General features: G+C 46.2%; 1 protein-coding gene and 8 tRNA genes. All 9 read right to left on the minus strand.

What is annotated here, in order from left to right:
* Nucleotides 1-91: 91 nt before the first annotated feature.
* The 9 genes from L4C35_RS23015 to L4C35_RS23055 all read right to left on the minus strand — a co-directional run bounded on the left by L4C35_RS23015 (nt 92) and on the right by L4C35_RS23055 (nt 1,853).
* Nucleotides 92-167 (minus strand) — tRNA-Asn (locus L4C35_RS23015).
* A 46-nt stretch (nt 168-213) separates the two neighbouring features.
* Nucleotides 214-289: transfer RNA gene (locus L4C35_RS23020), tRNA-Phe, on the minus strand.
* A 115-nt stretch (nt 290-404) separates the two neighbouring features.
* Entirely contained in the window at nt 405-1,028 is a 624-nt protein-coding gene (locus tag L4C35_RS23025) for a glutathione S-transferase family protein (protein WP_428465051.1), read from the minus strand.
* 205 nt (nt 1,029-1,233) lie between these two features.
* Nucleotides 1,234-1,309 (minus strand) — tRNA-Asn (locus tag L4C35_RS23030).
* 6 nt (nt 1,310-1,315) lie between these two features.
* Nucleotides 1,316-1,391 (minus strand) — tRNA-Phe (locus tag L4C35_RS23035).
* Between the two features lie 58 nt (nt 1,392-1,449).
* A tRNA-Thr gene (locus L4C35_RS23040) sits at nt 1,450-1,525 on the minus strand.
* Between the two features lie 44 nt (nt 1,526-1,569).
* Nucleotides 1,570-1,645, minus strand: a tRNA-Asn gene (locus L4C35_RS23045).
* Nucleotides 1,646-1,651: 6 nt separating this feature from the next.
* Nucleotides 1,652-1,727 (minus strand) — tRNA-Phe (locus L4C35_RS23050).
* A 58-nt stretch (nt 1,728-1,785) separates the two neighbouring features.
* A tRNA-Thr gene (locus L4C35_RS23055) sits at nt 1,786-1,853 on the minus strand.
* Nucleotide 1,854: the final 1 nt, after the last annotated feature.

Consider the following 1,854-nt stretch of genomic DNA (forward strand, 5'->3'; position numbering starts at 1 on the left):
CTACTGATTACAAGTCAGTTGCTCTACCTACTGAGCTAAGTCGGCACACGAATTCTTGTTTGTCATCAAGCTATTGCTTAACAACTAAATTTGGCTCCCCTTGCAAGACTTGAACTTGCGACATACGGATTAACAGTCCGCCGTTCTACCAACTGAACTAAAGGGGAATTGCTATCGTTGCTTGCACCATTTTTAACTACTAAAGAGAAGTAATGGTGCCTCGAGGCGGAATCGAACCACCGACACGAGGATTTTCAATCCTCTGCTCTACCGACTGAGCTATCGAGGCAACGGAGCGCATTAAAAAGGTTTTCGGCTTTGTCGTCAACGATTTTTTTCAATCTATCGATTAACTTTGGTTTTTTTGTGCTGATTGATTACAAAATACTCCGCCGAGGTGTTTTTTAACTAGGGTTCGCTTGCTGCTCTCTGTGAAGCGCACGTATTAGGGCAGGGCGCTGAGAGACAAAAAGACGGTATTTTTCGAGATTGGTAGGGAGTTTTTGCTTAAAAGCCGTGGCCCAGTTTAGTGTCTGAGTCAAAATGAGATCGGCCACTGTCGGTAGGTTGCCGAACAAGTAATCACTTTCGGGGAGCCAATGTGAGGCAACATTCATGGCTTTCTTAAACTCCCAGCAAGCAACGGCTTGCATTTCGGGGAGGCGGATCGGTTCGGGAAGGGCGTAACGATGTTTGCCTATGCTCCATAAAGGTTGCTCGAGTTCGGTAATAATAAAGCTGATCCATTGATGGTGACGGGCTTGCTGTTGTACCGATTGATGCGGTAGCCAATGGGGGCCGTAACGTTCAGCGAGATATAAACAGATCGCAGTTGATTCACACAGGGTGAGATCCTGATCGATCAAAGTGGGTACTTTTCCTTCGACGTTTAAGTGTAAATAGTCAGCTGATTTATGTTCACCTCGTGGAAGGTTAACCAAGTGATATTGCCAATCTAATCCCAACTCTTCTAATAACCACGAAACACGTAATGATCGACTACGAGGGTATCCATACAAGGTAAGCATGCATCGTCCTTTTGCTGAGTGACATTGTTAACAGTAGACGAAGAATAGCTAACCCGAAAAGACATAGGGGGGATTTTGTCGCGGGTTAATGTGTGGATGTTGGCTGAGTGAATGATAGAGAGAGTGAAGAGGGAGATAAATTGCAGATACAAAAAAGCCTCATCCGAAGATGAGGCTTTTTCATTCTAGGTTTCCCTAGATAATTTGGCTCCCCCTGCAAGACTTGAACTTGCGACATACGGATTAACAGTCCGCCGTTCTACCAACTGAACTAAGGGGGAATTGTATGGTGCCTCGAGGCGGAATCGAACCACCGACACGAGGATTTTCAATCCTCTGCTCTACCGACTGAGCTATCGAGGCAAAAGTCACGCCGAAGCGTTACTCTTGCAAATCTGCTAAAAGCAGTCTTGCTAAAGAATGGTGCCGACTACCGGAGTCGAACTGGTGACCTACTGATTACAAGTCAGTTGCTCTACCTACTGAGCTAAGTCGGCACACGAATTCTTGTTGTTATCAAGCTAATGCTTGGTAACGAAATTGGCTCCCCTTGCAAGACTTGAACTTGCGACATACGGATTAACAGTCCGCCGTTCTACCAACTGAACTAAAGGGGAATTGTATGGTGCCTCGAGGCGGAATCGAACCACCGACACGAGGATTTTCAATCCTCTGCTCTACCGACTGAGCTATCGAGGCAAAAGTCACGCCGAAGCGTTACTCTTGCAAATCTGCTAAAAGCAGTCTTGCTAAAGAATGGTGCCGACTACCGGAGTCGAACTGGTGACCTACTGATTACAAGTCAGTTGCTCTACCTACTGAGCTA

The sequence above is a fragment of the Photobacterium kagoshimensis genome (genome assembly GCF_050337045.1).
Taxonomy (GTDB): Bacteria; Pseudomonadota; Gammaproteobacteria; order Enterobacterales; family Vibrionaceae; genus Photobacterium; species Photobacterium kagoshimensis.